Below are 23,460 nucleotides of genomic sequence, written 5' to 3'. Positions count from 1 at the left end.
GTGAAAGGCTGCTTTTGGCCGATTCTGTTGAAAAGTAGCTCCCCTGTCTGGCCTCCGGCAAAATCTCTGCATTGGCCAGCAGGGAAGCACGCAGCATGATGGGACAGTTATCGGGTGGGCAGGAGCGACTGTTTTACTCGTTCAACCTTGAAGATCACATCCCAGCCAATCACCTTCTGCGCAGCATTGATCGGTGTCTCGATCTGACCGACCTGCGCCATTACCTCGCCGATTTCTATAGCCCGATTGGGCGGCCTTCGATCGATCCTGAGCTGATGATCCGCATGCTGGTCGTCGGTTACTGCTATGGCATCCGCTCCGAGCGGCGTTTGTGCGAAGAGGCTCATCTGAACCTGGCCTATCGCTGGTTCTGCCGATTGGGACTGGAAGATGAAGTCCCCAACCACTCGACCTTCTCCAAAAATCGACACGGCCGTTTTCGGGACAGTGATCTGTTTCGCTGGTTGTTCAATGAAGTGCTGCGCCGTTGCATGGATGCGGGTTGGGTCAAGGGCGAAGGATTTGCCGTGGACGCCAGCATCATCAAAGCGGATGCGAGTCGCCAGCGCGGTGTACCGGGTGATGAACAGGTCAATTGGAGCGATCCGTCCCTGAGCACCCGCGCCGTGCGTGAATACCTTGCGGCACTCGATGAAGAGGCTCTGGCCGAAACGCTACCGAAGCGCCTATCGCTGACTGATCCTCAGGCCCGCTGGACCGCAGCTCCAGGTGGCCCAGCGTTCTACGCTTACTCCACGAATTAGCACGGCGTGATCATGGATGTGGAACCCACACCGGCTCATCGCACCGCCGAAGTCGAGAGCACCAAGACAATGATTGACCGCGTCGAAGCGCAGTTCGAGATCAAGCCGGAACGCCTCATCGGCAACACCGCTTACGGTACTGCGCCGATGCTGGCCTGGATGGTGGAGAAAAAAAACATCGAGCCGCATGTGCCAGTGTGGGACAAAACCGAACGCAAGAACGACAGCTTTTCGAGCAACGACTTCTCCTCTCTAGACGCGATAAAGAACGAATGGCCTGATGGCCTTTTTTTCGTCTGGAGAAAATCCTGAAACGAATGACCTGTTTCCGACCTCGTTGGGCGAACCTGCTGGTGGCGCTGCGATGCAGAAATCGTCGGGGTGCGACAGGCCCTGATGCTGTTTTTCAGGATCTTGACGCTGCCCGCCCTGCATGCTTATCGAGTGCTATACTTCTTTGTGATTGCATGAAGTGTGCAACGTTCCACACGGGTACATATACCGACTGCAAATCTCAGTCAACGGCTGCAGGACAGAGGAGGTCTACAGCAAACACGAGATGGGAGGTGTGGCATGAATCGACACTATTACATCAGTGATAATCTCGACGACCTTGAAGCCGTTGAAAATGAATTGGAAGCCAACGGCATCAACACCGAACAAATTCATGTGCTCAGTGAACAAGTTGCTGATGTTGAAGAACATCACCTCCACGAGGTTAACTCGTTAATGAAACAAGATGTTGTTCACTCTGGCGAGATTGGTGCGGTGGTCGGTTTGCCACTCGCGGCGCTGGTCCTTGGCGGCGCCTATTGGATGGGTTGGACCGAATCCGCCGCAGGTTGGGTGCCTTTTATCTTCCTTGCCATTATTATATTTGGCTTCTGCATCTGGGAAGGTGGTTTTTTGGGTATCCAGCTACCGAACGCTCACTTCCGCAATTTTAAAAAGATGGTAGAAGAAGGCAAACATATCTTCTTCGTGGATGTTGAGCCGGATCAGGAATCGGTGTTGGACCGGGTAATCGAACATCATCCAAAGCTGAAGATCGCCGGCATGGGAACGGCAGCCCCCCACTGGACAGTCGCCTGGCTGCACAGATGGCATCAGTTCAAGCGAACGATATAAAGCCATCTATTGGGGGTTAGCCCCTGGAGGCTCAAGGCCATCCGGAAGTTTTTTTATTGGCCGAAGAAAATGACCCGGCTGAGGAAAACATAGTCCGCCTCGGTGGCCATCAGCCCCACAAGCACCAGTAAACACAAAGGTGGCACCAATATGGCGTAGACCATGGCCAACCGTTCCCAGGCCATATGCATGAAGATGGAGACAATTAAACCTGCCTTCAACAACATGAACGTGATAATCAGGGACCACCTAAGGTAGCCTTGGAAGTGAAAATAGTCGACAAGATACGACAGCGTGCTGAGGACGAATAACAGCCCCCAAATTTTAAGGTACAAACTGATTGGATGTTGTTGACCCTGAACATGCGCCATCATCAGTGCTCCTCTTCAGAACCTGTTGACGATAGACCTACCATAAATAGAAGAAAGCAAAAATAAACACCCACACCAAATCCACGAAGTGCCAGTAAAGCCCGGCTATCTCGACGTTCTGATAGTTTCCGGAGCGCTCATAGTCTCCCCGCAGTACTTTCAGCGCCACAATGCTGAGGTAGATGACGCCGATTGACACATGCAGTCCGTGGAAACCGGTAATCATGAAAAAGCTGGCACCAAATTGCGCCGCCCCCATGGGGTTCCCCCAGGGACGCACCCCTTCTGCGATGAGCTTGCTCCATTCAAATGCCTGCATGCTGACGAAGGTCGCACCCAAGACTGCGGTCGCCAGCATCAGGGCAGCGGTTTTCGCGCGATCACGGCGATAGGCATAATTAACGGCCATGGCCATGGTGCCGCTGCTACTGATCAGCACAAAGGTCATGATGGCGATCAGAATAAGTGGGATTTCTCTACCGCCGATCGTCAATGCGAACACTTCACTGGGGTTCGGCCAAGGGGCGGTGATGGTCATGCGTACCGACATGTAGCCGATTAAAAAACAGGTGAATACAAAAGTATCGCTGAGCAGGAATATCCACATCATCGCCTTGCCCCAGGGGACCTGCTTGAAAGCGTCTCTATCCGAGGCCCAGTCGCTGGCGATGCCCCGCCATCCTGGTGCAGGCGGCGAGCTCGGTGGATTGGATGAACTGGACTCGCCTGGGGCTGGTGGGTGCGATGCCATGGCTTTTCACCTCAGGCCGCAGAATCTGGCGATGGCTTCATAGGTTTGTGGCGTGCTGGTCAGCAGAGCGAACAGCACGAACCAAAGACCCAGTAAGTAATGCCAATAGATGGCACAGAGCTCTACGCTGGCACTGAGTTGCGGCAACGGCACGCGATGCAGGAATTTAGCGACGGTTCTGCCCCAGGCTATCAGCCCGCCCAGCAGGTGGAGCCCATGCAGGCCGGTCAACAGGTAGAAGAAACTGTTGGCCGGATTGCTGGCGACAAAGTAGCCCCAGGCGACAAACTGCTGCCAGACCCAGAGTTGCCCCGCCAGAAAGGCAATTGCAAAGACGCCCCCCCATGCAAAACCAATGACCATTGCGCCCAGGCGAGCCTGCCGGGCGGCCATACGCGACCACTGCAGTGCGATGCAACTGAATACCAGAAAAGCCGAATTCAGCCATAGCTGCCATGGATTGGCTAACGGCGCCAGGGGCTCTGTCAGGGGTAGCCAGTCGGCCATTTGTGAGCGGGCGATAAAGGCGAACAGGAAGAGAAAGAATAACGAGCTCACCACGACCAGAAACAAGCGCAGGCCTATCCTTGCGGTTTGGCTTCTATCGGCACCCTCGGCGGCCTGAATACCCTCAGGATCTCGACTCCAACTGCCGCCGGGGTCAGCGCCGTCGGCGTTTCTCAATAGCAGTCTGCTCATGTTTTAACGTCCACTATCTTGGTTCCGGCACTGAGTTGCCGCAGCTGCTCCAGCTCCTCGGCGGAGACCGTTTGCGGAACGAAATCCTGTTCGATCCCCGGCACACTGTAGTCATAGGCCCAGCGATGCACGACCGGCAGCTTCGCTCCCCAGTTACCGTGTATCGGCGGGGTGTTCGGCGTTTGCCATTCCAGACTGGCCGCGCCCCAAGGATTACTGCCTGCGGGCTTGCCTTTAAATACACTCCAGGTCAGGTTGAACAGGAACAGCAGTTGGGAAACGCCGACGACCAATGCGACCACCGTAATGAAGGCATTCAAATCTTGCGCCGACTGCGGGATGAACGCGTAGTTTTCATAGGCGTAGTAGCGGCGTGGCATGCCCTGGAAACCCAGGTAGTGCATGGGGAAGAAGATGGCGTAGGTGCCCAGAAAGGTAATCCAGAAATGCAGCTTGCCCAGGGTGTCGTTCGTCATGCGCCCGGTTACTTTCGGGAACCAATGATAAATGCCGCCGAACACCACCAGTACCGGTGCGACACCCATGACCATATGAAAATGAGCGACGACGAAATAGGTGTCCGAGAGCGGAATATCCACGATCACATTACCGAGAAACAACCCGGTCAGGCCGCCGACCAGGAAGGTGACGATAAAGGCCAGGGCAAACAGCATCGGCACGGTCAGATGGATGTCACCCCGCCACAGGGTCAGCACCCAGTTGTAGACTTTCAGTGCGGTCGGCACCGCGATGATCAAGGTGGTGACGGCGAAGAAAAAACCAAAGTAGGGGTTCATTCCGCTGACATACATATGGTGCGCCCAGACCACAAAGCTGAGCACGCCAATCGCAATAATGGCCCAGACCATCATTCGGTAGCCGAAGATATTTTTACGCGCATGCGTGCTGATCAAGTCGGAGACCAGACCAAACGCGGGGAGCGCAACGATGTAGACTTCCGGGTGGCCGAAGAACCAGAACAGATGCTGGAATAATATTGGGCTGCCACCTTGGTGATCGAGCTGCTGCCCCAGTGAGATGATCGCCGGCATAAAGAAGCTGGTGCCCAACAGTTTGTCAAACAGCATCATGACCGCACTGACAAACAACGCCGGGAAGGCCAGCAAGGCCATAATCGAGGCCATGAAGATTCCCCATACGGAGAGCGGCATGCGAAACAATGTCATGCCGTGCGTGCGCGCCTGCAACACCGTGGTGACGTAGTTCAACCCGCCCATGGTGGTGGCGACAATAAAAATCGCCAGTGAGACGAGCATCAGTACGATGCCCCACTCGGTCCCCGGTGTGCCCTGAGTAATGGACTGTGGCGGATAGAGCGTCCAGCCCGAACCGGTGGGGCCGCCAGGGACGAAGAAACTGGCGAGCAACACCAGTACCGCCAGCAGGTAGGTCCAGTAACTCAGCATGTTGACGTAGGGGAAGACCATGTCGCGGGCGCCCACCATCAGTGGGATCAGATAGTTGCCGAAGCCGCCCAGAAACAAGGCCGTCAGCAAATAAATGACCATGATCATGCCGTGCATGGTCATCGCCTGATAGTAAGCGCTGGCGTCCATGAACTCCAAACTACCGGGGAAGCCTATCTGCATGCGCATCAAGCCGGACAACACCACGGCGATAAGACCCACGAATATAGCCGTCAAGGAATATTGAATGGCTATGACCTTGTGGTCCTGACTCCAGATATATTGGGTCAGGAAGCTTTTGGGTTCGTGCAGTGCTTCTGTTTCGGCTGGCTCCGCATAGGCCATCACGTCATCCTCCTGCTGAAGTTTCGGTGTCTTTCTGGCTCCTTTACGGCTACTTTCCTGGCGCTGCCTTGCTCGCATCAGCGTCGGCATTCGCTTTGGACTTGATAAAAGCGATCAGTGCGCTCAACTCCTTATCGCTCGGAGCAAAGACCGGCATGACGGCTGCATAACCCTTGACGATTACGGCACTGGGATTAAGAACCGAATCTTTTATATAGCCCTCATCGACCTTTATGCTCGTACCGTCGGCAAGGGTTTGTGTCTTGCCATACAGGCCCTGCCAGCTGGGGCCGATGCCCTTGCTGCCATCGACACTGTGGCAGGCCAGACAGCCGAGCGACTCGGCCAGCCGCTGTCCTTGTGCCGCCAAGTCATCACCGGGGCCCTGGTCGGCAGAAAGTCCATCGTCTTGTCGCGCAGCACCCAGTGATTTGATCAGGGCGACGAGAGCACCCAGTTCATCTTCAGTGAGAGTATAGGCCACCATGACCGGCGGGTAGCCCTGTACCATTCGGGCCTTCGGATCGAGGATCGACTCTTTCAGGTAGGCCTCATCGACCCGCACACTGGTGCCATCGGCAAGCTGTTCAGTGCCGCCGTACAGGCCCTTCCATCCCGGACCGAGACTGGCACTGCCATCCTGGCTATGGCAGGCACTGCAGCCGAGGTTTTCGACCAACAGGCGGCCTTTTTCCAGCACGCTGTCCCGACTGGGCCTGGCAGCTGTCGTTAATGTCTGCGCAAAAGTCGGTTGGCTATTGAGCCATTGATTGAAGGCGTCCTGTTCTTCCACGATCATATGGCCGCGCATATTGTAATGACCTAAGCCACAATATTCAGCGCAAAGGACTTCATATTTCCCGGTTTTGGTCGGCGTAAACCAAAAGTACGACACCATCCCTGGCACCATATCCATCTTGCTGCGAATTTGCGGCACATAAAAATTGTGCAGCACATCTTTGGAACGCAGTAAAACTTTAACCGGCCGATCGAGCGGAAGGCGGACTTCATTGTTCCTTATCAGCACATCGTCCTGCCCAGCGGGATCCTTGGGATCAAGGCCGAGGGGATTGGCGGAATCAATAAACTTAACATCCGATCTGCCCAGCTTCCCGTCTTGGCCGGGAAAACGAAAGGCCCACTGCCACTGCTGGGAGACCACTTCAAGTTCATAAGCATTTTTCGGTACCTGGATGAAATCACTGTACACAACCAGACCTGGCGCCAACATCCCGGCAATACCGATCGAGGTAGCGATTATTAACCATAACTCCAACTTTTTATTTTCTGGCTGGTAGGCCGCCCTGGCACCTTCCTTGTGACGATAACGCATCACGGCTACCGCCATAAATACCGTGATGGCGATGAAAAATATTCCGCTAATGATCAGGGTGATGAACAGGGTGGTGTCTATTGACCCCCAGTTGGACGCTGCCGGTGTCGCATGCCAAGGCGCTACGATGTGGAACAGCACTGATGCAACAACGATTAGAATCAAGATAATTGCTATTGCCATTTCTCTTCATCCTGTTCCTGTTACTCATTGGTTATGCAAAAGCATTGCCACTGAACACAAGCACCACCCCTCCTGGCGGCAAAGCACAGCAAGAAGTATAGTGCATGGACGGAACAAGCGCTTTTCTGAAAAACCCGATGCCCAGATATTCCAATCCCAACATTAAGTTAATCACTTAAAACCTGTTCACTACCTATAACTGTAGATATTCAGCATCACGTCTCGTTACTTAGTTGAATGTCTGCGGACGCAGGCAACCGATCGCCATGGCGACCAGACTATCGAGTAATGCCGAGGATTCCAGTTGCGTTGGAATATCTTCCAGTACCGAACGGATCACGCTGCGCAACCCCTGCCCGAGCAGATAGGCCGCCAGGGCGGGGTGCTCGGTGGTGATCTCATGCTCGTACAGTTGCAGGAACGGCAGCCAGGTCGCTTCGATGAATTCGCCAGCCGTGTGGTAAGGGCCGCGCCACATACCCAAGTGCAGGGCGGAGTGGTAACGCAAGTGAAAAGCCTTGTTCAATTTGAACAGGCGCGTTTCGACCCGAATGATGTTGGCCAGAATATCCCGCAGGGCCGATTTCAAAGGCACGCCCATCAGCCTTTCGCGCACCCTCAGTAGCTCCTCGGATTCCTCATCCAGAACACGCTCGTACAGCAAGGCCACGATCGCGTCCTTGTTGGGGAAATATTGATAGATCGAGCCGACCGCTACCCCTGATATCTCCGCAATACGGGCGACGGTCAGCGCTGCCTCGCCTGATTCATCCAGAATCCGCAGGCACGCCTGCTCCACGGCGTCGACCAGTGCGCGCGAGCGTGATTGGGTCGGACGCTTGCGTAACGAGGGAAGCTGCTCCGGCGTAGGCCTGGGGCCCGTCGTGGGTTCACTGCCTTTCTTGTTCATGGGAATCCGAGTGCTGTTTGAAACGCCGCGTGAAATTTCAAATATTTATTAGTTAAATCAATAATTTAACCAGGAATTCAGGCGACCCTGGAATGCGAATATCTCAGCCTTGGCGACGTGAGTATGATCGTTTTCGTCGAGCAGACAACGTCCAAATGCGCAGTGATGCGCCCTACGAGATTGGATATTCCAACCCTACCGGGAGATTGCCCATGTCGTCATCTTTCACCGTCCGGCCGCTTGGTCCAAACCTGGGCGCCGAAGTACTTGATCTGGATCCTGCTTCAGTATTTTTGCCAGAAACGCTGGCGGCGCTCGAGGCGGCACTCGTCAAACATGAAGCCATCGTGCTGCACGTCCCTGGGCTACGGCCCGAGCAACACCTGGCGATTGCACGGTATTTCGGTGAGCCCGAAATTCACACCTTCTATCCCAATCTGGGCGAGGGCTTTGAACAGATCACCGTGATCGACTCCAGGCTGGGCGATCGAGCGGATATGTGGCACCACGACGAGAGCTTCCTGCCCAGCCCACCGATTGTCACCATGACTCACGCCCAGATCCTGCCGCCGTCTGGCGGCGACACCTGCTGGATCAGCATGACCACGGCCTACGACGCCCTGTCCGAACGCATGAAGCATTACCTTGAAGGCCTCAGCGCCTGGCACGACATGAACGGGCCGATGACGGCGGCGCTGCGCCAGAACGTCGTCACGCATGAGCGCTATGTCGAGGTCGTCAAAATGAACCGCCGGCACCTGCACCCGCTGGTCATTCAGCACCCGGTGTCCGGGCGCAAGGCGCTGTATCTGAGCCCAACCTACACCACCCATATCGACGGCCTGGCCATCCCCGAAAGCGATGCCATCCTCGCCTACCTGCATGCCCACTGCCAACACGTCCAGTTTGGTTTCCGCCATCGCTGGCAAGTCGGTGACATGGTGCTCTGGGACAACCGCAGCGTGCTCCACAACGCCATCCTGGACTATAAACCGCACCAACGGCGCATGCAGCGCACCTCAGTATTCGCTCGCGGTCCTTTCCACGCGTGATTCGTTGATGGGTTGATCACCGTTTACCACCGTTGCTCAAGAGGAAAGAGCCATGTTGAAGGATGAGCTGAACCACGATTTGCTGGCCCGTTACATTCCCAGGCCAGGTCGCTATGCGCTGCTGCCCGAATTGACACCGCGCCAGAGCGTGGCATTGCTGTGCCGGGTGTTGTCTCGCGAAGGCTATAACGACCACATCGCCGGCCATATCACCGTGCGCCAGGACGACGGCACTTACCTGGCCAACCCGTGGGAACTGACCTGGGGTGAAGTGACGGCCTCGGATATCGTGCGCCTCGATCAACAAGGCAAGGTGATCGAGGGTGAATGGAACATCACCCCCGCCATCAACCTGCACATTGATGTACACGCTGTACGGCATGATGTCGGCGTGGTGATCCACAATCATCCGCAATGGGGATCGGTGTGGTCGGCGGCCGGGCGCATTCCGCCGATTTACGACCAGACCTCCGCTCTGGTTGACACTGACCCGGTGCTCTATGACGAGTATCGAGGCACGGTCGAAGACCTCGAACTGGGCCGCGCTGCGGTGGACGCACTGGGTACACAAAAATGGGCGTTGCTCGCCAACCATGGCGTGCTGGTGGTGGCCAACGGCATTCGCCAGGCGCACTTGCGCGCCATCACACTGGAGTGGCGCAGCCGTCTGGCCTGGCGTGTCGAGATGCTCGGCGGCGGCTCACCGTTGCCCGCCAGCGTTGCGCTCGCAACCGGGGAGCGCACCGATGCCAATGGGTTCCCGTTCCTGTGGGAAGCCATGGCTCGCGAGGAAATCCGGCGCGATCCCACCGTTCTTGAATAAGCCTCTCTCACCGTTGGGCGGCGGCATGGCAGATGTCCACGCCACTCACGCCATGATCAACGCGGCCGTGCTGGCTGAGCTTGGCCCGTCCGGTGTATTGATCAATATCGCGCGCGGTTCCATCGTCGACGAGGATGCCCTTGTGCAGGCGTTGCGCGACGGCAAGATTCTCGCAGCGGGGCTTGATGTGTTTTGCAATGAGCCGAACGTTTCGCAGGCACTGCTGGAGCTGCCCAATGTGGTGCTGACACCGCATATGGCCAGTACTACGGATGCGACTGTTCAAGCGATGCTGAGTATGACGTTCGAAAATTTGAAGGACTATTTCGCCGGGGTGCCGTTATCAGCTCAAGTTAACTAGAGTCACGACTCCTGACATGACAAGAGGCGCCTTTCGGCGCCTCATTCGCAAACAAGCGGGCTTGTCATTGCCCTATGCCTGTATGGCTCCACGTACCGGTACCCGGATGAAATGGAGTCTCACTAAGCCCCTCACGGGCACCGGGCCACTATCATTCAGCTATTCTGCACCGGCAACCTTTAATCCAATGCAAGCTGTAACTCAGCCCAAAAGGTAGCGCCCATGCCCCTGGCCCGCTGGCTCCCTGGCCTTGCCAACCTGCTGCACTACCGCGCCGAATGGTTCGCTGCGGACTTGCAGGCCGGCCTGTCGGTCGCCGCCATTCAGATTCCCATTGCCATCGCCTATGCCCAGATTGTCGGTTTGCCGCCGCAGTACGGCTTGTATGCCTGCATTTTGCCGATGATCGTGTATGCGCTGGTGGGCAGTTCGCGGCAGTTGATGGTGGGGCCGGACGCGGCCACTTGCGCCATGGTTGGTGGTGCGATCGCGCCGCTGGCGATGGGCGACCCGGAGCGGATGGTGCAGTTGTCGGTGATTGTTACGGTACTGGTGGGCTTGATGCTGATCTTTGCCGGGGTGGCGCGGGCCGGGTTTATCGCCAGTTTCTTTTCCCGGCCGATTTTGATCGGCTATTTGAACGGTATCGGCTTGAGTTTGCTGGCCGGGCAAATGGGCAAGGTGCTCGGCTTTAAAATCGAAGGCGACGGCTTTGTGCTGAGCCTGATCAATATGCTTTCGCGGCTGGGCGAGACTCACCTGCCGACGCTGGCGGTCGGGGCGGTTTCGCTGAGTTTGTTGATCTGGTTGCCGCGCCACTTTGCCCGCTTGCCGGCTGCTCTGGTCACCGTAGCGATTGCAACCGTTGGCGTGGAGCTGCTGGGGCTGGACCGTTATGGCGTATCGATCCTGGGCACGGTGCCGGCGGGGATTCCCGAGCTGGCCTGGCCCCAAACCAACCTGGGCGAGATGAAGCGACTGCTGCGCGATGCCTTGGGTATCGCAACGGTGAGTTTTTGCAGCGCGATGCTGACGGCCCGCAGCTTTGCGGCCAGGCATGGTGACACGATCAATGCCAACCATGAATTCCTGGCCCTGGGGGTTTCCAACATTGCCGCTGGCGTGTCCCAGGGTTTCGCCATCAGCGGTGCCGATTCGCGCACTGCGGTCAATGACATGGTCGGCGGCAAAAGCCAGCTGGTGGGCATTATTGCCGCCTTGGTGATTGCCTTGATCCTGCTGTTTCTGACCGCCCCGCTCGCCTGGATTCCCCACGCGGCGCTGGGGGCGGTGCTGTTGATGGCCGGCTGGGGACTGATCGATCTGCACTCGATGCGCAAGATCCGTGCGTTGAGCCGGTTCGAATTCTGGCTGTGCGTCCTGACCACCGTGGGCGTGCTGGGTGTCGGCGTGCTGCCGGGGATTATCATTGCCGTGACGCTGGCGATCCTTCGCCTGCTGCAAAGCATCTACCAGCCGACTGACGCGGTGCTGGGCTGGGTGCGCGGGGTCGATGGCCAGGTGGACATCCGTCGCAACCCCGACGCTCGGACCTTGCCGGGGCTGGTGGTGTATCGCTTCGACGACGCGATTCTGTTTTTCAATGCCGACTACTTCAAGTCACGGATTCTGGAAGCCGTGGACAGCGATGCCACGCCCCGCGCGATGTTGTTTGATGCCGAGGCGGTGACGTCGATTGATGTCAGTGGCTTATCCGCCTTGCGCGAAGTCCGCGATACCTTGGCAGCGCGGGGAATCATGCTCGGCATCGCCCGCGCACGCGGGACCTTTTTGCGCATGCTGCTGCGTTCCGGGCTGGCCCGGGAGAGGGAGGACAAGCTGCTGTTTGCCTCGGTCAGGGCGGGGATGCGGGCATATCGGCTGTGGCGCAAGTCACAGCCGTAGCCGAAATCCGGTCTGATACCACCGCGCAGCGAATGGGATAGGTCTGGGTCAAGGCACGCGAGCATACCAATCATTGCCTTGCACCGATGTTTGAAGACAAGCCGTTGCGCGCGCGCGGCATTTGTCGGATAACAACCTCAAACCGTCACTGGCTGACCGACCGATGCCCCCGTCAACACCCCTCGTGTATATCGTCGATGACGACAAGGAGCTGCGCACTTCCCTGGCCTGGTTGCTCGAATCGGTTGGCGTGCGGGCTCAATGCTGCAGCGGCGCCGATGAGTTTTTGCAGCAGTATGACCCTTCGCAACCGGCCTGCCTGGTGCTGGATGTGCGCATGCCGAACACCAGTGGCTTTCAGCTCCAGGACATCCTCAAGGCCCGTGGCATCAGCATTCCGACGCTGTTCGTATCAGCCCACGGCGATATCCCCATGTCGGTCAGGGCGATGCAGAACGGTGCGTTCACCTTCATCGAAAAACCCTACAACCCGCAGCTGATGCTGGAGAGCATCCAGTCTGCGCTCAGGCAGGCCGAGCAGAACCATGCCGGCTCGCTGCGGCGCCAGCAACTGAAGGCCAGGCTTGAATTGCTGACCAGCCGCGAACGGGAAATCCTGCAGTTGGTGGTGGACGGCAAGGCCAGCAAACTGATCGCCAGCCAGTTGAATATCAGCGTCAAGACGGTCGATGTGCACCGCACCAAAATCAAGGAAAAGATGGGTGTTTCAAGCATTGCCATGCTGGTCAGGGACGTGATCAGCATCAGCGACGACGAGGCCCCGCACTGCGATGTTCCATCCCGCTGAACGCGACTTCAAGGCACTGCTCGAAGCCCTGCCGCTGTGCATCATCCTGCACGACGCGCAAACCAAGGCGATCCTCTGGGCCAACCCGGCGGCGTGCAAGGTGCTGGGGTTCAGCATCGAGGAATTGACACCGCTCAAGGCCCCGGACATGAGCCAGCGCACCGAAAAATACCGCCGCGAGATCGGCCTCAAGTGGCTGGAAGAGGCCGTGCGCAGTGGCCAGCACACGATCCAGTGGTGCTACCGGGCCAAAGACGGCGTGGAGATACTGTCCGAAGCCATTGCCACCCGAGTGTCCCTGACCGAGCGCGAAGTGCTGCTGGTGCAGTTTCGCGACATCGGCGCCGAAGAGCAGGTGAAACTTGAGCTCAAGCGCACCGAAAGCCAGCTGGAGTACATGGCCCGCCACAATGCCATGGGCGAAATGGCAGTGGCCATTGCCCATGAACTCAGCCAGCCGCTGGCGGCTACCCGCAACTTTATCGAAGGCGCGATCCGCCGCCTGCCAGCCGACGACGAGGCGGCCAGCAAGGCCGTCTGGGGCTTGCACCAGGCCACTCGGCAGATCGAGCACGCCTCGGACATCATCAAGAGCGTGCGTGAGTACGTGGTCAAGCTTGAGCAAGCCGAACAGCGCCTGGACCTGAACGACATCCTTGCCGAAAGCCAGTATTTCATTGCCCTGAAGGGCGAGCCCGCGGCGGTGCGGCTTGAGCTGAGCAGCAGCCGTGAACCGCTGATGGTGAACTGCGAAAAAGTCCTGATCGGCCAGGTCATCCTCAATCTCGCGTTCAATGCCATCGACGAGCTGATGGCCTTGCCAGTGGAGCGCCGCAGCCTGCGTATCTACACCCAGAGCGCCGGTGATCGCGTGCTGCTGTGCGTCGAAGACCGTGGCCGCGGTATCCAGAGCGGGAACGAGCAGAAGCTGTTCGATGGCTTTTTCTCCTCCAAGGTCAACGGCAACGGCATTGGTCTTGCGTTGTGCAAAAACATCATCAGCCGCCATCGCGGCGATATCTGGGCCGAGAACGTCAACCCGTGCGGCGCGCGGTTCTGCTTCTCCCTGCCCAAGGCCTGAGCCGCTCACAGCAACTATGCTGAAAGTCTTCCAGCGCCCGCCTGCCGGCCTGACATGCACAGACAAAAGGTTGGCAGGCAGAACAATTCCGGGCGCGCTGTCACAAGGCAGACTTGGACTGCAGATTTCTGCCCGTGCATCGGCGATCCGCCAGTCCAATAATCAAGGGAGCCCCCCATGCGAATATCCAGGATCCTCGCCCATACGACGCTTGCGCTTGGCGCGTCGCTGGTCGGCCTGAGCCAGGCCAGCGCCGAGTTGCCCGCCGACACCGGTATCGGCCAGACCACCTTGCCGTTCCCGCCAGACCCGCACCGCGCCTACATCGTCGACGTAGAGTTCGAAAACTTTGTGACCGGCCGGGTCGTGGTGGTCGATCCTGAGAAGAAACGCATGCTCGGCATGGTCAGCACCGGCTTTGCCGCGCCGTCGACCCTGAGCCGCGACAACCACACGCTGTACACCGCCGACCTGTTCTACTCGCGCGGCACTCGCGGCACCCGTACCGACGTGCTGACCGCCTGGGACACCTCGACCCTGTCGCCCAGCTGGGAAGTGCTGATCCCCACCAAACGCTCCGAAAGCCTGAGCCAACGCTACGCCCTGGGCACCAGCAGCGATGACCGTTTTGTCTATGTCTACAACTTCACCCCATCGACCTCGGTCACCGTGGTCGATACCCAAAGCAAGACCGTGGCCGGCGAAATCGCCATCCCCGGTTGCGTGCTCAACTACCCGGTCGGCAAGCGCGGTTTTGCGTCGCTGTGCGGCGACGGCAGCTTGCAACTGGTCACGCTCGATGACAGCGGCAAGGAAGTCTCGCGCGGCAAGACCCCGTTCTTCGACCCGAACGCCGAGAAACTGGTAGAACGCGGGATCGCCGTGGGCGACACCTACTACTTCGTCACCACCACCGGCACCGTGCGCCCGGTCGACTTCTCCGGCAGCGAACCCAAGGCCCTGCCGAGCTGGTCGCTGGTCAGCGAAGAAGAGAAGAAAGCCGGCTGGGCGCCGGGCGGCTGGCAATTGATCACCGTGGCACCCAAGCTCAATCGGTTGTACGTGCTGATGCACGACGCCCACGAACCCATGAAGTGGGAAGACCCGAGCCCGCTGGTCTGGGCCTTTGATCTGAAGACCCAGAAGAAGGTTGGCACGCTGCAAGCGCCGAAGCCGATCTGGAGCCTGCACGCCACCAGCGACAGCAAGCCGTTGCTGCTGGGCACCAACATCGAGGGCGGCCTGGAAGTGTTCGACCTGACCAGCGGCAAGCACACCGGCACCATGGACAAGATCACCAAGACGCCGACCCAGGTTCTCAGCCACTGAGAGGTGCAGCATGCAACTTGATCCGATCCTCGTCATCGCCAGCGCCGTCACGGTCGCCGTGATCCTGGCCAGCGCCGCGACCCACAAGTTTCGTGCGCCCGCCAGGTTTGCCAACCAGGTCGAAGACTACCAATTGCTGCCCAAGGCCCTGGTGCGCCTGGTCGCTCGGCTGCTGCCAGTGCTGGAAGCGGGCACTGCGCTGGCCTTGCTGGCGCCGTTCAGCCGCCCTTATGCCGCGCCGCTGGCCGCTGGCTTGCTGGCGCTGTATGCGGCAGCGATCGGGCTGAACCTGTGGCGCGGTCGCAACGACATCGACTGCGGTTGCGCCGGCCCCGACCAGGCCCAGCCGATTCGCCCGGCGCTGCTGCTGCGCAACAGCCTGCTGGTGCTACTGGCGCTGGTCGCAAGCCTGAGCCCACAGGCGCGTGAACTGGGCTTTTTTGATGGTTTTGTGGTACTGGCCGCGAGCGCCGTCACCCTGCTGCTGTACGCCGCGGCCGATGGCCTGCTGGCCAACAGCCCACGTCTGCTCAAACTGATTGGAAGGTGAGATATGGAAGGCTTGATTGTTTCCAACGTATTGCTCTGGTGCCTGCTGCTGGCACTGGCTTTTGTCGTAATGGGCCTGGTTCGCCAGATCGGCATTCTGCATTCGCGCCTGGCGCCTGCCGGTGCCCTGATGGTCGACAAGGGCGTGGCGGTCAATGAGCCAGCACCCAAAGTCACCGCCGCTGACCGTAACGGCCAGCCCGTGAACTTCGGTTATGCCGGCAAGAAGAGCCAGCTGTTGTTCTTCCTTTCGCCCACCTGCCCGATCTGCAAGTCACTGCTGCCAGCGATCAAATCGATCGCCAGGGACCAGGCCGACCGCCTCGACGTGATCTACGTCAGCGACGGCGACATGGACGCGCAGCAGGCGCTGATCCGTGAGCACAAACTGGAAAACGCGACCTACGTGGTCGGCCCGGAAGTCGGCATGACCTACCAGATCGGCAAGTTGCCCTACGCAGCACTGATCGACCAGGCCGGCATCCTGCGCTCCAAAGGGCTGGTCAATTCTCGTGAGCACCTGGACAGCCTGTTCGAGGCTGAGCACCTGGGCAGTGCGACCCTGCAGCAATACCTGCACGGTCAGACGCAGCCGCACTCCCACACTCACAGCCACTGACAAGAAGGGCAAACCCCATGAAACTGCTCGACCTGTTGTTCGAACGCTCCAGCCGGCATGTCGCCGACACCACTTCGCGGCGCAAGCTGCTGGCGCGCCTCGGCTCGCTGATCGTCGCCGGCGCCGCCTTGCCGGTGCTGCTGCCGATCGACCGTACCAGCAAGGCGCTGGCCGCCGACAAGCCCATGGCCGGTGACCCGGGCGATCCGAACAGCTGCGACTACTGGCGCTACTGCTCCGTCGACGGCTTTCTGTGCAGCTGCTGCGGCGGCTCGGTGACCTCCTGCCCACCGGGCACCGAAGTCTCGCAAGTGACCTGGATCGGCACCTGCCGCAACCCGGCCGATGGCAAGGACTACATCATTTCCTATAACGACTGCTGCGGTAAGCACAGCTGCGCCCAGTGTGCCTGTACCCGTAACGACAGCGAGGAACCGGCCTACCGTCCGTTCAACAACAACGACATCAACTGGTGCCTGGCGGCCAAGTCGCATATCTACCACTGCACCGTTTCGATCATCCGCGGCGTCGCGGTCTGAACCCTGGGGGCGAACATGCGTTTACTGTGGATCGTGGCACTGGCAAGCGCCATGGCAGCCCCTTTGGCGCTGGCTCGCGCCATCCCTAACCCGAACCAGACACATGCACCGGGCAACGAGTCGCCACAAACGCCGATTGCCCAGGCCGGTTACAGCACGCCGGTGAACTACCAGCTGCAATGTGCCGGCTGCCACCTGGGCAACGGTGAGGGCTCGGTGGCCAACGACACCCCGCGGATGAAGGACTTTGTCGGTAACTTTCTGAAGGTACCGGGTGGCCGTGAGTTTCTGGTGCAGGTTCCGGGAATGTCGCAATCGGCGCTCAACGATGATCAGCTGGCAGACTTGATCAACTGGCTGATGCGCCCTGATGGCATGGCCGGCAAGAGCGTGCCGGAGCACTACCAGCCGTATACCGGTGAGGAAGTCGGAAGGATTCGCAAGGTGCCGATGTTGAACCTGCCGCAGACCCGGGCCGGGTTGATTGAGCAGATGCGGGCCAAGGGTATTGCCATTGAAGATGGGATGCCGATGGCGTACTGAGTTGAGCCGGGGCTGCTGCGCAGCCCATCGCGGCCAGGTCCGCTCCTACACGAGGTACGCGGTTTATGTAGGAGCGGACCTGGCCGCGATGGGCCGTGAAACGGCCCCAAAATCACAGATCACGACGCGTGATACCGCCGCCGATACTCCCCGGGCGACACCCCGAACCGCGCCTTGAACGCCGTCGAAAAGTGGCTCGAATCCGCAAACCCCCAGGCATACCCCAGTGCCGACAACTTCTGCTCTGCCCCGCTCTGGCGCAAGCTCTGCGCGCAAAAGTCCAGGCGGCGGTTCTTGATGTACTGCGCCACCACCAGCCCCTTCTTCGCAAACAACCGATACAGCCCGCGCACCGAAACCCCGATCTCGCGCGCCAACCGTTCCGGGCACAGTTCTTCGCCGCATAACTGCTCATCGATATAACGCATGGCCTTGCGCAGCAGCCGGTCGTGGGCGTCTTCAGGCTCCAGCGCACTGATGGCCGGGCGCAGCAGGCTGACGATGGCTTCCAGGGTTGCCTCGCTTTCCGGCACGCTGAAGTCGGGCTGGCGGGTCGATTCCAGAATCAACTGCCGCGCCAGCAGCGCACCCGATGAGCTGGCCGGAATCCGTTGGCCACATTTCACTCCGGCAAAGCGCAGGCTGTGCTCCACCAATTGCCGCGGCAATACCAGCGACAGCTGGCGCGACTGGCCGGTGTAGACGAAATTGCTGGGTTGGGTCGAGTCGATCAGGGTGACGTCGCCGGGCAACAGTTCAATGCTGTGGCCCGCCTGCTCCATACAGGCCTGGCCGTTGAGTTGGAATGCTGCGTAATAGTGCGCGGCGTCGCTGCGCGCCAGCTCATCCTGAGCGCGATACAGCCGCGCCTGGGCGACGTCGACCACGCTCAGCTTGATAGTGCCCGCCCGATATTCGCTGATCGCGCCCTCGAAGCTGTCGCCCAAAGTGGTTGCCGAAAAATTGCCGCAGACCTGATTGACCTGGTCCAGCCATTGGTCAAAGCGGTCCACCCGTTGTACAGGTGCAGTCGTCATGGCTTTCGAAGCCTCATGGATGCAGTGTTTTTATAGTCATACCGGCACTCACGGCCGGTTCATCAAGCGTTGGCGACTATAGGCACAACGCGCGCGGACTGCCTATTGGGGAAATCTTCAGAGCCATTGGCGGGCGTGCCACAGATAACTGAAAAACAGCGCTGCTGGGCAAATCTGGCAATCACAGTCAAGTGAATGGCAAGCAGGTTAAAGGCCGGATTCCAGCAGCGCCTTAGTATCGGCCGACAAACAAATAACAATGGAAACCCGTCCATGAGATCCTCGCCGTTGCTCCGCTTATCCACCCTTGCATTCTTGGTCAGCGCGGCTTCGCACGCGAGCGCTTACGAACTGTACGCCGATGACGACACCCACCTGAACGCCAAGGTCGAAGCGGTGTTCGGCCTGTTTCACAGCCAGGAAAACTACGCCCTGTCGGGGCGACTGAGTGAAGGTTCGTCGTCCTGGAAAGAGGGCTACATCAAATACGGCCTGGCGTTCGATCAAGGGCTGGGCGCCGTTGGCACCGCCTACGGCGCGTTCGGTCTGCTCAGCTCCGGTACCTGGGGCGATGGCGATGCAGCCGGCTTCAGCGACGGCTCCGAACGCACCACCAAAATCGAGGATGCGTCGCTGGGCTGGCGCTCGGGCAACCTGTTTCAGGCCTTGGGGGAGGATGGCGTGGACCTGTCGTTCGGACGGCAGAACATCATGGTGGGCGATGGCTTCCTGATTAACGGCGACGCACTCAACCTGGGTCACGGCGTGGCCGATGGCGAGTTCAATCGTGGCGGTGGCTATTACCTGGCGGCGCGCAAGAATTTCGATCAGACCGCTGTGCTGCGCCTGGGCGGCAAACAGGGCTGGCGCAGCGACCTGATGTGGCTCAAGTCCGATAACCGCGCCCAGGCCAAATCGGAGCTGGTGGTGGGCACTCTGGAGCATGTCGCAGACGCCGGCACTGTGGGCCTGACCTACATTGAAGTCACCGATGTGGATGAAGCATTCGCCTCGCCGCTCCAGCTCGACCGCGACAACATGAAAACGTACAGCTTGCGCGGGCAAGGCAACGCCGGCGTGGAAAACCTCTCGCTGTCGGGCGAGTACGCCTGGCAGGACAAACGCGAGGCTGGCAACGAAGACGCCTGGTACCTGGAAGCCGGCTGGAAATTCGCCGACGCACCCTGGACCCCGGCTGTCAGTTATCGCTACAGCCGCTTCTCGGAAGCCTTCGACCCGCTGTTCTACGGCTTCAGCCGTGGCTATGGCACCTGGTTCCAGGGTGAAGTGGCGGGCAACTACTCAGGCCCCTTCAATAGCAACACCCAGGTGCACCATGTCGGCCTGAAAGTCTCGCCGCTCGAGAACCTGAGCATTGGCGCACTGTGGTTCGACTTCCAGACCCTCGACAAAAACCTGGGCAACACCGATGGCCGCGAGCTGGACCTGTATGCAGAGTGGGCGGTCAACGAACACTTGATGGTCATGCCGGTGATCGGCTTGTATCAGCCGGACAAGAGCGCCGAGCACGGTGGGACGCAGCTGGGGAACAACGACACGAATCTGTATAGCCAGTTGGTGTTTGCGACATCGTTCTGATTGAAGGGTTGATGGACCGCGGGGTAGGAGCAGGGCTCGCCCGCGATGCAGGCGCCGCGGTGTTTCGGGTACACCGCGGCGCCTGCATCGCGGGCAAGCCCTGCTCCTACTGGGAAGCCGACCAGGCTGTGCTAAAGTCGCCGCCCGTTGATACCCGCGAACAAGACGAGACACCCCATGGAACCCGAAGCATTCGACTCTGCGCTGGCCCACTGGCCTGACCTGCAAACCCGCTGCAGCGGGCTGCTGCTGGGCAACGGCGCAAGCCGTGCGATCTGGCGCAACTTTGCCTATGAGTCGCTGTTCGAGCGGGCCCAGCGGGTGCGCAACAAGCCGCTGGGGCAGACCGACCTGGCGCTGTTCAAGTCCATGGGTACCGAGAGCTTCGAACAGGTGCTCAGCGCCCTCAACACCACGGTCAGGGTCAACGCCGCACTGGCGATCAGTTCGTCCTCCCCGCTTAATCGCTACTACGCCATCAAGGAAGCATTGATCCACGCCCTGCGCAGCGTGCATATCCCCTGGCGGCTGGTGCAGCCGCAGACCTTGCAGACCATCAACCACGAACTGCGACAGTACGAACGGGTGTACTCGACCAATTACGACCTGCTCTGCCACTGGGCCGTCCAGCAGCAGCCCGAAGGTTTTGCCGACCTGTTGCACACTGACGAAGGCTTCAACAGTGCCACGATTCCCGCCGAAGGCGCCCGCGTGCATTACCTGCACGGTGGCCTGCACCTGCTCAAGAACCAGGACGCCAGCACCCGCCAACGCAGCGCCAGCGCCAGCAACCTGCTCGATGGCTTTGCGATCAATACGCCGGGGGATGTGCCGCTGTTCGTCAACGAAAGCACAGCCGAAGACAAGCTGCGGATGATTCGCGGCTCGGATTACTTGAGCTGGTGCTACGGCGAACTGGCCCATCACCAAGGCGCCTTGTGCATCTTCGGCCACAGCCTGGGCCGCAGCGATGACCATATCGTTGCGGCGATTCAACAGAGCGGTGTAAAGCAGTTGTTGATCTCGGTATTTCCGTTGAGCGAAGCCTCGATCATCAGCCAGAAACAGCACTACAGCCGTTTGTTCGGCGCTGGGGGTGTGAGCCTGGAATTCTTTGATTCGGCCAGCCATCCGCTGGGCGACACTGGCTTGAATGTGCCGGTCGAGTTGTTGGGGCCTGCAAAGCGGCGGCGCTGAGTGCATGACTGCCGCCGGGGCGCCGGGACCGTGTCTGCCCGGCAACCCTCATCCCCTTCCCAACGACCGTGATCGTTTGCGTCACAAGGCTGGCTCAGCAACCATTGCCTCTGCAGGCTGCACCGGCTTGGCGGCAGCTCGGCGCAACTCACCCTCCGCGTGCGGCAGCCTGACTTCAGGGTTGGGCATGCCGCTGGGCGACAGTTCGTGGGTCATCTCGAACTCGGCGCGTACCGACCAGCCACAGGCTTCGTTCGTGCATTGCAAATAAGCAATTCGCAAGAAAATGTGCCGACCTTCACTGGTGCGAATACGCATGCGGCTCAAGCAATGCGGGCAGACCATTTTATACGTGCTCATTGAGGACTCCCGCAGAACTGACCAGCCTCGCAGAACCTTACATACAAGGCGCTGCGCTTTGTTTCGCCCCTGAGATAATGACTTTTGTTCATGACTTCCAATCTCTCTTGTAAGCTTATGGATGTAAGCAAGTACGCCCAATCAAAGAAGGAAATTTCCTTCTTTGATTTGGGATTTTTAGGCATTGCGTTACCGAAGTTCATCGTATTGGTGTCCCCGAGTGCATAAAGGTACGCATTTCGCATAATTTTTTGCGATATATAACAATTAAGTCAAATGGATATACTTAAAATGCGTAACAAAGGATCTACGGCTGTGTTGAGTCGGCTGAAACGCGTGACCGAAACAAACACTGACTCACAGCTGGCGTCAGCACTCAGCGTCAGCCCGCAGACACTCAGCAGCTGGAAAGGCCGCGACAGTATTCCCTATGCAATTTGCATAGACCTTGCTGAAAAAAACGCCATTTCCCTTGATTGGTTGCTGACGGGCGAAGGCCCGATGTTGCGACGGGACCGTACCGGGCTCAATGCGCAGGACCAGACCCATACCCCCCGAGAGCTTGAACTGCTCGACCTGCTTCGCGGCCTGAATGCGGCGGATCAACAGTTCATTCACAACGCGGCCCAGGAAAAGAAGCGTTTGCGAGACCTGGAACAGCGCGTCGAACTGCTGTCCGCCTCTCTGGCCCAGATCAGCGCAGCGCGCTAGCGTCCAGTCCGCAAGCGTTGCAGCACCTCACGCAAGTCAGCGGCGTCAAGCCACACCATGACCTTGATGCAGATGGGGATAACGACAACCGCCCCGATAAACGCCGCTACACCCGTGGACAGAAACGGCGCGACGGACAACACCATCGGCGCGAACAGGTAGCCAACTCCGGCCGACAGCGTCAATGAACCGAGCCGCTGCCACGCCTTCAAGTGCTGGCGCGTGCTGGACACCAACCATGCGCCCAGCAACGACCCGAACAACGCATCGCCATCAATTTTCGGCGCGACAGCGGCCAACGCCAGTCCGATATAGACACTGGTAATACTGCTGGACGGCTCAGCCATGGCCGTTGTCTCCTTTTTTGCCTTTCTTGCGGGTGGCGTCAATCCTGCCGTCATGGCACCGAAGCCTCTGGTCGGTTTCTCGAAAATGGCTTTCAAGCTCAAGCGCGGTCTGGGCTGCCACAGCCTTGAGATAACAACGGACCAATACCGGCGTTTCGTCCTCGGGCTCGGCGCGCAACTGCTCAAGGCAGTTGTAGCCTTTGAGTTTCAGCCCCCGGCGCCACTGCCCGAACTCACGATTGACCCGAATCACCGCACCAATGGCCGCCACTTCCAGGCGCGCATCGCTGATCGCTGGAGGTATCTGCAGTTGCTGGCGCAAATTGTCCAGGTCAATGGAAGGCCAGAACGGGTCGCTGTTGATACAGCGAGCACCCACCGGTGCTGCGCTCCCTTTTAAATCCAACGGTGGCTCATTCACGGTTCACTATCCCCAGTCTCAGCGCCTTGACCAGCGCAGCCGTGCGGGAAGAAACATCGAACTTGCGCCGGATATTGCAGAAATGAAAGTTCACGGTGGCTTCGGTGCAACTCAGAATATGAGCGATTTCCCAGGTCGATTTGCCCAACGAAAACCAGCCCAGCACATCCAGTTCTCGCGGCGTCAGCACGATGTCGGTCGTGTTGTCGCCCTCTTGCCTGGCGCAGACCGGCGTACCGGAACGGCCTTCCTTAAGTTTCTGCATTGA

At 58.9% G+C, this 23,460-nt stretch carries 26 protein-coding genes and 1 pseudogene; 16 read left to right on the top strand and 11 right to left on the bottom strand.

Going from position 1 to position 23,460, the window contains the following annotated elements; all coding sequences use genetic code 11:
- Positions 1 to 95: 95 nt before the first annotated feature.
- A pseudogene (locus GUY40_RS07290) lies at positions 96 to 1,013 on the top strand (transposase); the annotation flags it as partial.
- Between the two features lie 324 nt (positions 1,014 to 1,337).
- Complete coding sequence (locus GUY40_RS07285; protein WP_166568273.1) at positions 1,338 to 1,892, top strand: magnesium transporter; 555 nt, start codon at positions 1,338 to 1,340, stop codon at positions 1,890 to 1,892.
- 53 nt (positions 1,893 to 1,945) lie between these two features.
- Here GUY40_RS07285 and GUY40_RS07280 read toward each other — a convergent pair whose 3' ends face one another.
- From GUY40_RS07280 to GUY40_RS07255, 6 genes are all read right to left on the bottom strand, one after another.
- The gene (locus GUY40_RS07280) at positions 1,946 to 2,263 is read right to left on the bottom strand and encodes a cytochrome C oxidase subunit IV family protein (protein WP_166568287.1); all 318 of its coding nucleotides are present in this window, start codon (positions 2,261 to 2,263) and stop codon (positions 1,946 to 1,948) included.
- Between the two features lie 37 nt (positions 2,264 to 2,300).
- Positions 2,301 to 3,014: a heme-copper oxidase subunit III family protein gene (locus GUY40_RS07275; protein ID WP_166568272.1), complete on the bottom strand. Its 714-nt coding sequence runs from the start codon at positions 3,012 to 3,014 to the stop codon at positions 2,301 to 2,303.
- 6 nt (positions 3,015 to 3,020) lie between these two features.
- Positions 3,021 to 3,713 (bottom strand): cytochrome c oxidase subunit 3, encoded by a 693-nt coding sequence (locus GUY40_RS07270; protein WP_166568271.1) that lies wholly within the window; start codon positions 3,711 to 3,713, stop codon positions 3,021 to 3,023.
- Positions 3,710 to 5,485 (bottom strand): cytochrome c oxidase subunit I, encoded by a 1,776-nt coding sequence (gene ctaD, locus GUY40_RS07265; protein WP_166568286.1) that lies wholly within the window; start codon positions 5,483 to 5,485, stop codon positions 3,710 to 3,712. The genes GUY40_RS07270 and ctaD overlap by 4 nt, the downstream gene beginning before the upstream one ends.
- 49 nt (positions 5,486 to 5,534) lie before the next feature.
- Complete coding sequence (locus GUY40_RS07260) at positions 5,535 to 7,001, bottom strand: c-type cytochrome (RefSeq protein WP_166568270.1); 1,467 nt, start codon at positions 6,999 to 7,001, stop codon at positions 5,535 to 5,537.
- A gap of 229 nt (positions 7,002 to 7,230) precedes the next feature.
- On the bottom strand, positions 7,231 to 7,911 hold the full coding sequence (locus GUY40_RS07255; protein ID WP_166568269.1) for a TetR/AcrR family transcriptional regulator: 681 nt from the start codon (positions 7,909 to 7,911) through the stop codon (positions 7,231 to 7,233).
- Between the two features lie 212 nt (positions 7,912 to 8,123).
- Here GUY40_RS07255 and GUY40_RS07250 point away from each other — a divergent pair, with 212 nt between their 5' ends.
- The 11 genes from GUY40_RS07250 (at position 8,124) to GUY40_RS07200 (ending at position 17,520) form a co-directional block, all read left to right on the top strand.
- Positions 8,124 to 8,963, top strand: a complete 840-nt coding sequence (locus tag GUY40_RS07250; RefSeq protein WP_166568268.1) for a TauD/TfdA family dioxygenase — start codon at positions 8,124 to 8,126, stop codon at positions 8,961 to 8,963.
- Positions 8,964 to 9,015: 52 nt separating this feature from the next.
- Positions 9,016 to 9,786, top strand: coding sequence for a class II aldolase/adducin family protein (locus GUY40_RS07245; RefSeq protein WP_166568267.1), 771 nt, complete (start codon positions 9,016 to 9,018; stop codon positions 9,784 to 9,786).
- A 25-nt stretch (positions 9,787 to 9,811) separates the two neighbouring features.
- Entirely contained in the window at positions 9,812 to 10,147 is a 336-nt protein-coding gene (locus GUY40_RS07240) for an NAD(P)-dependent oxidoreductase (protein ID WP_256675660.1), read from the top strand.
- Between the two features lie 222 nt (positions 10,148 to 10,369).
- The gene (locus GUY40_RS07235; RefSeq protein WP_166568266.1) at positions 10,370 to 12,052 is read left to right on the top strand and encodes a SulP family inorganic anion transporter; all 1,683 of its coding nucleotides are present in this window, start codon (positions 10,370 to 10,372) and stop codon (positions 12,050 to 12,052) included.
- 163 nt (positions 12,053 to 12,215) lie between these two features.
- A complete protein-coding gene (locus tag GUY40_RS07230) occupies positions 12,216 to 12,860 on the top strand; it encodes a response regulator transcription factor (protein WP_166568265.1) in 645 nt (214 codons plus the stop codon).
- Complete coding sequence (locus GUY40_RS07225) at positions 12,844 to 13,941, top strand: ATP-binding protein (protein ID WP_166568264.1); 1,098 nt, start codon at positions 12,844 to 12,846, stop codon at positions 13,939 to 13,941. The genes GUY40_RS07230 and GUY40_RS07225 overlap by 17 nt, the downstream gene beginning before the upstream one ends.
- A 177-nt stretch (positions 13,942 to 14,118) precedes the next feature.
- Positions 14,119 to 15,270, top strand: coding sequence for an amine dehydrogenase large subunit (locus GUY40_RS07220; RefSeq protein WP_166568263.1), 1,152 nt, complete (start codon positions 14,119 to 14,121; stop codon positions 15,268 to 15,270).
- A 10-nt stretch (positions 15,271 to 15,280) separates the two neighbouring features.
- Positions 15,281 to 15,820 carry a MauE/DoxX family redox-associated membrane protein gene (locus GUY40_RS07215; protein ID WP_166568262.1) on the top strand — a complete coding sequence of 180 codons (540 nt, stop codon included), beginning with the start codon at positions 15,281 to 15,283 and terminating at the stop codon, positions 15,818 to 15,820.
- Between the two features lie 3 nt (positions 15,821 to 15,823).
- Positions 15,824 to 16,438, top strand: a complete 615-nt coding sequence (gene mauD / locus GUY40_RS07210; protein ID WP_166568261.1) for a methylamine dehydrogenase accessory protein MauD — start codon at positions 15,824 to 15,826, stop codon at positions 16,436 to 16,438.
- Between the two features lie 17 nt (positions 16,439 to 16,455).
- Positions 16,456 to 16,977, top strand: a complete 522-nt coding sequence (locus tag GUY40_RS07205) for a methylamine dehydrogenase light chain (RefSeq protein WP_166568260.1) — start codon at positions 16,456 to 16,458, stop codon at positions 16,975 to 16,977.
- Between the two features lie 15 nt (positions 16,978 to 16,992).
- Positions 16,993 to 17,520: a cytochrome c gene (locus GUY40_RS07200; RefSeq protein ID WP_166568259.1), complete on the top strand. Its 528-nt coding sequence runs from the start codon at positions 16,993 to 16,995 to the stop codon at positions 17,518 to 17,520.
- A gap of 119 nt (positions 17,521 to 17,639) precedes the next feature.
- On the opposite strand, the gene feaR is transcribed toward GUY40_RS07200, so the two are convergent.
- Positions 17,640 to 18,557, bottom strand: a complete 918-nt coding sequence (gene feaR, locus GUY40_RS07195) for a transcriptional regulator FeaR (RefSeq protein WP_166568258.1) — start codon at positions 18,555 to 18,557, stop codon at positions 17,640 to 17,642.
- A 273-nt stretch (positions 18,558 to 18,830) separates the two neighbouring features.
- On the opposite strand from feaR, the gene GUY40_RS07190 reads away from it, so the two are divergent.
- Both GUY40_RS07190 and GUY40_RS07185 read left to right on the top strand, forming a co-directional pair.
- On the top strand, positions 18,831 to 20,156 hold the full coding sequence (locus tag GUY40_RS07190) for a hypothetical protein (RefSeq protein ID WP_166568257.1): 1,326 nt from the start codon (positions 18,831 to 18,833) through the stop codon (positions 20,154 to 20,156).
- Between the two features lie 177 nt (positions 20,157 to 20,333).
- Entirely contained in the window at positions 20,334 to 21,353 is a 1,020-nt protein-coding gene (locus GUY40_RS07185) for a DUF4917 family protein (RefSeq protein WP_166568256.1), read from the top strand.
- A gap of 81 nt (positions 21,354 to 21,434) precedes the next feature.
- Here the strand turns inward: GUY40_RS07185 and GUY40_RS07180 are convergent, their stop codons facing one another.
- Positions 21,435 to 21,713: an ogr/Delta-like zinc finger family protein gene (locus GUY40_RS07180; RefSeq protein WP_166568255.1), complete on the bottom strand. Its 279-nt coding sequence runs from the start codon at positions 21,711 to 21,713 to the stop codon at positions 21,435 to 21,437.
- A gap of 291 nt (positions 21,714 to 22,004) precedes the next feature.
- Here GUY40_RS07180 and GUY40_RS07175 point away from each other — a divergent pair, with 291 nt between their 5' ends.
- The gene (locus GUY40_RS07175; RefSeq protein ID WP_166568254.1) at positions 22,005 to 22,424 is read left to right on the top strand and encodes a helix-turn-helix domain-containing protein; all 420 of its coding nucleotides are present in this window, start codon (positions 22,005 to 22,007) and stop codon (positions 22,422 to 22,424) included.
- Here the strand turns inward: GUY40_RS07175 and GUY40_RS07170 are convergent.
- From GUY40_RS07170 to GUY40_RS07160, 3 genes are read right to left on the bottom strand one after another with little or no spacing between them, the layout of a single operon-like run.
- On the bottom strand, positions 22,421 to 22,771 hold the full coding sequence (locus tag GUY40_RS07170; RefSeq protein WP_166568253.1) for a putative holin: 351 nt from the start codon (positions 22,769 to 22,771) through the stop codon (positions 22,421 to 22,423). The genes GUY40_RS07175 and GUY40_RS07170 overlap by 4 nt on opposite strands.
- The gene (locus tag GUY40_RS07165) at positions 22,764 to 23,150 is read right to left on the bottom strand and encodes a head completion/stabilization protein (RefSeq protein ID WP_371924731.1); all 387 of its coding nucleotides are present in this window, start codon (positions 23,148 to 23,150) and stop codon (positions 22,764 to 22,766) included. The genes GUY40_RS07170 and GUY40_RS07165 overlap by 8 nt, the downstream gene beginning before the upstream one ends.
- A 34-nt stretch (positions 23,151 to 23,184) precedes the next feature.
- On the bottom strand, positions 23,185 to 23,457 hold the full coding sequence (locus GUY40_RS07160) for a response regulator transcription factor (protein WP_166568251.1): 273 nt from the start codon (positions 23,455 to 23,457) through the stop codon (positions 23,185 to 23,187).
- Positions 23,458 to 23,460: the final 3 nt, after the last annotated feature.

This window comes from Pseudomonas sp. R5(2019) (assembly GCF_009905435.1).
Classification (GTDB): Bacteria; Pseudomonadota; Gammaproteobacteria; order Pseudomonadales; family Pseudomonadaceae; genus Aquipseudomonas.
The sequence above is the reverse complement of the archived record's forward strand: the minus strand, read 5'-3'. Positions and strand labels throughout refer to the sequence as shown.

What these genes read in the sequence shown, in the direction of transcription:
- GUY40_RS07285 (WP_166568273.1), top strand. Translation starts at nt 1,338, where the DNA reads ATGAATCGACACTATTACATCAGTGATAATCTCGACGACCTTGAAGCC.
- GUY40_RS07280 (WP_166568287.1), bottom strand. Translation starts at nt 2,263, where the DNA reads ATGGCGCATGTTCAGGGTCAACAACATCCAATCAGTTTGTACCTTAAA.
- GUY40_RS07275 (WP_166568272.1), bottom strand. Translation starts at nt 3,014, where the DNA reads ATGGCATCGCACCCACCAGCCCCAGGCGAGTCCAGTTCATCCAATCCA.
- GUY40_RS07270 (WP_166568271.1), bottom strand. Translation starts at nt 3,713, where the DNA reads ATGAGCAGACTGCTATTGAGAAACGCCGACGGCGCTGACCCCGGCGGC.
- ctaD (WP_166568286.1), bottom strand. Translation starts at nt 5,485, where the DNA reads ATGGCCTATGCGGAGCCAGCCGAAACAGAAGCACTGCACGAACCCAAA.
- GUY40_RS07260 (WP_166568270.1), bottom strand. Translation starts at nt 7,001, where the DNA reads ATGGCAATAGCAATTATCTTGATTCTAATCGTTGTTGCATCAGTGCTG.
- GUY40_RS07255 (WP_166568269.1), bottom strand. Translation starts at nt 7,911, where the DNA reads ATGAACAAGAAAGGCAGTGAACCCACGACGGGCCCCAGGCCTACGCCG.
- GUY40_RS07250 (WP_166568268.1), top strand. Translation starts at nt 8,124, where the DNA reads ATGTCGTCATCTTTCACCGTCCGGCCGCTTGGTCCAAACCTGGGCGCC.
- GUY40_RS07245 (WP_166568267.1), top strand. Translation starts at nt 9,016, where the DNA reads ATGTTGAAGGATGAGCTGAACCACGATTTGCTGGCCCGTTACATTCCC.
- GUY40_RS07240 (WP_256675660.1), top strand. Translation starts at nt 9,812, where the DNA reads ATGGCAGATGTCCACGCCACTCACGCCATGATCAACGCGGCCGTGCTG.
- GUY40_RS07235 (WP_166568266.1), top strand. Translation starts at nt 10,370, where the DNA reads ATGCCCCTGGCCCGCTGGCTCCCTGGCCTTGCCAACCTGCTGCACTAC.
- GUY40_RS07230 (WP_166568265.1), top strand. Translation starts at nt 12,216, where the DNA reads ATGCCCCCGTCAACACCCCTCGTGTATATCGTCGATGACGACAAGGAG.
- GUY40_RS07225 (WP_166568264.1), top strand. Translation starts at nt 12,844, where the DNA reads ATGTTCCATCCCGCTGAACGCGACTTCAAGGCACTGCTCGAAGCCCTG.
- GUY40_RS07220 (WP_166568263.1), top strand. Translation starts at nt 14,119, where the DNA reads ATGCGAATATCCAGGATCCTCGCCCATACGACGCTTGCGCTTGGCGCG.
- GUY40_RS07215 (WP_166568262.1), top strand. Translation starts at nt 15,281, where the DNA reads ATGCAACTTGATCCGATCCTCGTCATCGCCAGCGCCGTCACGGTCGCC.
- mauD (WP_166568261.1), top strand. Translation starts at nt 15,824, where the DNA reads ATGGAAGGCTTGATTGTTTCCAACGTATTGCTCTGGTGCCTGCTGCTG.
- GUY40_RS07205 (WP_166568260.1), top strand. Translation starts at nt 16,456, where the DNA reads ATGAAACTGCTCGACCTGTTGTTCGAACGCTCCAGCCGGCATGTCGCC.
- GUY40_RS07200 (WP_166568259.1), top strand. Translation starts at nt 16,993, where the DNA reads ATGCGTTTACTGTGGATCGTGGCACTGGCAAGCGCCATGGCAGCCCCT.
- feaR (WP_166568258.1), bottom strand. Translation starts at nt 18,557, where the DNA reads ATGACGACTGCACCTGTACAACGGGTGGACCGCTTTGACCAATGGCTG.
- GUY40_RS07190 (WP_166568257.1), top strand. Translation starts at nt 18,831, where the DNA reads ATGAGATCCTCGCCGTTGCTCCGCTTATCCACCCTTGCATTCTTGGTC.
- GUY40_RS07185 (WP_166568256.1), top strand. Translation starts at nt 20,334, where the DNA reads ATGGAACCCGAAGCATTCGACTCTGCGCTGGCCCACTGGCCTGACCTG.
- GUY40_RS07180 (WP_166568255.1), bottom strand. Translation starts at nt 21,713, where the DNA reads ATGAGCACGTATAAAATGGTCTGCCCGCATTGCTTGAGCCGCATGCGT.
- GUY40_RS07175 (WP_166568254.1), top strand. Translation starts at nt 22,005, where the DNA reads ATGCGTAACAAAGGATCTACGGCTGTGTTGAGTCGGCTGAAACGCGTG.
- GUY40_RS07170 (WP_166568253.1), bottom strand. Translation starts at nt 22,771, where the DNA reads ATGGCTGAGCCGTCCAGCAGTATTACCAGTGTCTATATCGGACTGGCG.
- GUY40_RS07160 (WP_166568251.1), bottom strand. Translation starts at nt 23,457, where the DNA reads ATGCAGAAACTTAAGGAAGGCCGTTCCGGTACGCCGGTCTGCGCCAGG.